This is a genomic window from Streptomyces mesophilus (genome assembly GCF_040300965.1).
In the GTDB taxonomy this organism is placed as follows: Bacteria; Actinomycetota; Actinomycetes; order Streptomycetales; family Streptomycetaceae; genus Streptomyces; species Streptomyces mesophilus_A.
On record NZ_JBEPEW010000286.1, the window covers coordinates 1 to 4,395 of the forward strand.

The window sequence follows — 4,395 nt, forward strand, 5'->3', positions numbered from 1 at the left end:
CCGCCGCCGGCCGCGACCGGCAGCGCGGCATCGGCGGCGAGCGCCGCGGTGACGACGGCGGAGGCATCGACGCCCTCGGGCGTCCGCAGGGTCGTGGCCACCGGGGCGGCGTCCTTCGCGTCATGCACGTACGGAGTCAGACCCGCGGCCCCCGCGCCCGCACGCGTGGCGCGCGCGGCCTCGGCGTGCCGGGCCATCACCGCGTCCAGGCCCTCCGCCTCGATCCGGTCCACGCACGCCCCGAGCGCCAGCATCTCCAGCTGCGCGGGCGCGTGCAGGAGCGCCTTGCGGCCGCCGTCGACCCAGCGCTCCTTCCAGTCGAGCAGCGACAGGTAGGAACGGCGCGGCGCCCGCGGGTTGTCCGCGAACCGCTTCCAGGCCCGCTCGCTCACCGACACCGCGGAGACACCCGCGGGACCGCCCATGGCCTTCTGCGCACCGATGACGCACAGGTCGACGCCCCACGCGTCGGGCAGCAGCGGCTCCGCGCCCACCGACGCGACGGCGTCCAGGTAGAAGAGCGCTCCGTGCTCGCGCACGACCGCGCCGATCTCCGCGACCGGGTTGGTGTTGCCGGTCGCGGCCTCCGCGTGCACCAGCGAGACGAAGTCGATGTCGGGGCGCGCGGTCAGAGCCTCGCGGATCTGCCCGGCGGTGACCGCCGTGTGGAAGGGCACCGCGAGGTCGATCACCTCGGCGCCGCAGTCCCGCAGCCAGTTGCCGAAGGTCTGCCCGTACGGCCCGGTGATGACGTTGAGGGCGACGGTGTCGGGCTGTGCGGCCGAGCGGATGCAGCTCTCGAGCGGCAGAAGCGCCTCGCCCTGCATGATCACCACGTCCTGCTCGGTGCTCAGCAGGCGCGCCACCCGGTCCTCGACCGCGGCGAACTCGGCGGCGCTCATCGGGGGCAGGTCGAGGAAGGGGTGCAGGTCGCGCGTCATGGTCGTGCTCTCCGGGGGTGGGCTCAGGTGTGCGTGGTGGATGCAACGGGATGCGTGTCCGAGCGTACCGAGTGCCCTTTACGCTGCCGTACATGAGCGATCAGGGCGCGGTGCTGCGGGTGAAGGGGCGGGTCCTCGTCGGGCCCGAGGACGTACGCGACGAACTGTGGGTGATCGACGGGCGGATCTCGTACGAGCGTCCCGCCGGTGCCCGGGACGTGACGACCGTCGAGGGCTGGGCGCTGCCCGGTCTGGTCGACGCGCACTGCCACGTCGGGCTCGACACCCACGGCCCCGTACCGGACGAAGTCGCCGAGAAGCAGGCGCTCACCGACCGCGACGCCGGCACCCTGCTCATCCGTGACGCGGGCTCGCCTTCCGACACCCGCTGGATCGACGGCCGGGAGGATCTGCCGAAGATCATCAGGGCCGGGCGGCATATCGCCCGCACCCGCCGCTACATCCGCAACTTCGCCCACGAGATCGAGCCCGAGGACCTGGTCGCGTACGTGGCCCAGGAGGCGCGGCGCGGCGACGGCTGGGTCAAGCTCGTCGGCGACTGGCTGGACCGCTCCTCGGGCGACCTCGGGGCCTGCTGGCCGCGCGAGTCCGTGACCGCGGCGATCGCCGAGGCGCACCGGCTCGGCGCGCGCGTCACCGCCCACTGCTTCGCCGAGAACTCCCTGGTGGACCTCGTGGAGGCGGGCATCGACTGCATCGAGCACGCGACGGGACTGACCGAGGAGACGATCCCGCTGTTCGCCGAGCGCGGTGTGGCCATCGTGCCCACGCTCGTGAACATCGCGACGTTCCCGAGGCTCGCCGAGCAGGGCGACGCCAAGTTCCCCATCTGGGCCGACCACATGCGGCGCCTGTACGAGCGGCGCTACGACACGGTGCGGGCCGCCTACGACGCGGGCATCCCGGTGTTCGTCGGCACCGACGCGGGCGGTGCCCTCGCGCACGGCCTGGCGGGCGCCGAGGTCGGCGAGTTCGTGACCGCGGGCATCCCGGCCCTCGAGGCGCTGTCCGCGGCGACCTGGGGGGCGCGTGCGTGGCTCGGGCGCCCGGGTCTCGAGGAGGGCGCGCCCGCGGACCTGGTGGTCTACGAGACGGATCCGCGGGCGGACGTACGGGTGTTGGGGGCGCCGCGGAGGGTGGTCCTGAACGGGAACGTGGTGGGTTGAGGAGTTGCAGCCGTTGCAGCCGTTGCAGCCGCTTCGGTTCAGGCCGTGAACGCGCCGTCCCGCAGCACCGGTACGGACGCGGACGCGCCCAGCTCCACCGCCAACTCCACGTCCTGAGGGAACCCGTACTCCACGAGCTCCCGGCCGGACACCCCCGCGCGGACCGCCGCCGGGACGTCCGCCGTGCCGCCGAACGCGGTTCGCGCGGCCAGCGCCTCGGGGGAGAGGCCGTCGTGCGCGCCCGGCGCCGCCGGGGAGAGGCCATGGCACGCGGCCAGCGCCGCGATCACCGCGCCCGCGCCGAGCAGGTCCTCGAGGGCCGGGCGCAACTCGCCGTCCGGCCATCGCTCGCCGGACGCGATCACGCCGACGGGGCGCGCGGCCGTGCCGTAGCCCCGGTCGGCCAGCCAACTGCCCACCGCCGGCGCGTTCCTGAGGCAGGCGGCCACCACTTCGACGCCTTCGGGGGCGGCCGCGGCGATCGTCGACCCGTTCGGCGACGGCAGGACGAGCCGTGGCGGCAGGTCGGCTCGGAGCAGGGTCGCGGGGGAGAGGGACCAGGGGTTCTCCTCGGACACCGCACCGCGACCCACCGCGAGCGCGGCCTCCCGCTCCTCGGCGTACGCGGCCGCGGAGGCGTCACGCCAGGCGTACGGCAGGACGCGGGCGCCGCCCGTCACGGCCACGTCGACGGCGGTCGTGAACGACAGGACGTCGACGACCACGAGACAGGCCACACCGGGGGCCAGCCGACGGGCCCCTGACGGCCCCCACTCGAACCGTACGCCGTATGCGTCCTGCCGGGCCCACTCGCCGTCGGTCGCGTGCTCAGGGCTGATTGTCGCGTTCATGGCGTCGATCATGCCTCGGGTTGACGCACCGTAACCAACAGGTCGGCATGGTCGTTTGCTCTCTCCGGTGTGCGCCGGAGCGTCAACCAGCGCATTCGCTCGCGTTCGGTCGAGGTAGGTGACACGGGTGACGTACGCGACTGCATATGCGCCCGAAATCGAATAGACGGCCGGAAACCCCACTTTGGGGTGAACTCACGCCGCGCGTCTGCCAGTTCACTCTCCGTGCGTAAAGATTCTCGGCGTCGAGGTCGTCGGCGCGGCGCATGTCCCGAAGTACCGCGTGCGTCGGCGGCTCCATGTCTGCACCACTTTTCCCTGTGGGGGTTCACCGTTTTGAACAGCAACACCTTCCGCATGCCCGCACGCAGAATCGCCGCGACGGCCGCGGCGACGCTGCTGGCCACTGGTCCCGTGGTCCTCGCCTCCGCCGGTTCCGCCCACGCCACGGGCGACGAGGGCAACGCGAGTGCGGCCGTGCTCCGTACGCAGCTCGACGTCGGGCTGCTCAACAAGACCGTGCAGGTCCCGCTGAAGGCCACGCTGAACGAGGTGCAGGCGCCCAAGTCGGCGGAGAAGACCGCGCTCACCGTGACCCTCGACGGTGTGGACCAGGGCAAGCCGTTCCATGTGCTGCGCGCGGATGTCGCCACGGCGAAGGCCACCACGGACCGGCACAAGGCTGAGGCCTCCTCGAACGTGGCACACGCCAAGGTCCACATTCCGGGCCTGCCGCTGCTCTCCCTGATCGAGGTGGAGCAGGTCACGTCGAAGGCGGTCTGCGAAGCGGGCAAGCAGCCGGTCGCCGAGTCCAATGTGCTCGGCTCCGTGACGGTGCTCGGCAAGAAGACCACGCTCTCGGCGGGCGGGGTCACGAAGGTCACCGTGCCGGGAGTCGGCGAGGTGAGCCTGACACTCTCGAAGACCCACACCACATCGAAGACGGCCGCGGCGGCCGCGCTCGAACTCAAGGTCTCCGTCAATCCGTTGAAGCTCAATGTGGCCGAGGTCGAGGGCGTGATCGCGCTGGCCGAGGCGTCCTGTGCGTCGCCGGCCGGCGCTCCGAAGCCGGCCGGGTCCGCGCCGGCGAAGCCCGCGGACAAGGCCGAGGACGAGGGCGTACGGGCCCAGTCGGCCGGTGAGCAGCGGCAGAACCTGGCCGAGACCGGCGGCAGCTCCACCACGCCGTTCATCGCGGGCGGCGCGGTCCTTCTGCTCGGCCTGGGCGGCGGCGCCCTGGTCCTGGCCCGCGCGCGCAGCCGCGGCTAGGACCCGTCCCACCTGGCCGGGGCGCGGCGGTGCCGTGCCCCGGCCGGGGGGGGGGGGGGGGGCGCGGCCCCCCGCCGCCCCCCCGCCCACGCCCAGAGCCGCGCCCCCCGCCCCCCGCCCACCGCGCCGCCCAGCTCAACGCACACC

4 protein-coding genes are annotated in these 4,395 nt (G+C 73.3%); 2 read left to right on the forward strand and 2 right to left on the reverse strand.

Annotated features, from left to right (window positions below; all coding sequences use genetic code 11):
* Positions 1-941 (reverse strand): pyridoxal-phosphate-dependent aminotransferase family protein (locus tag ABT367_RS40965; RefSeq protein ID WP_352259019.1); only part of this gene is annotated, 941 nt, incomplete at its 3' end.
* Positions 942-1,033: 92 nt separating this feature from the next.
* Between ABT367_RS40965 and ABT367_RS40970 the strand changes: the two genes are divergently transcribed.
* Positions 1,034-2,128: an amidohydrolase family protein gene (locus tag ABT367_RS40970; protein ID WP_352259021.1), complete on the forward strand. Its 1,095-nt coding sequence runs from the start codon at positions 1,034-1,036 to the stop codon at positions 2,126-2,128.
* A gap of 38 nt (positions 2,129-2,166) precedes the next feature.
* Here the strand turns inward: ABT367_RS40970 and ABT367_RS40975 are convergent, their stop codons facing one another.
* Positions 2,167-2,979, reverse strand: coding sequence for a 2-phosphosulfolactate phosphatase (locus tag ABT367_RS40975; protein ID WP_352259023.1), 813 nt, complete (start codon positions 2,977-2,979; stop codon positions 2,167-2,169).
* 336 nt (positions 2,980-3,315) lie between these two features.
* Here ABT367_RS40975 and ABT367_RS40980 point away from each other — a divergent pair, with 336 nt between their 5' ends.
* Entirely contained in the window at positions 3,316-4,248 is a 933-nt protein-coding gene (locus ABT367_RS40980) for an SCO1860 family LAETG-anchored protein (RefSeq protein WP_352259024.1), read from the forward strand.
* Positions 4,249-4,395: the final 147 nt, after the last annotated feature.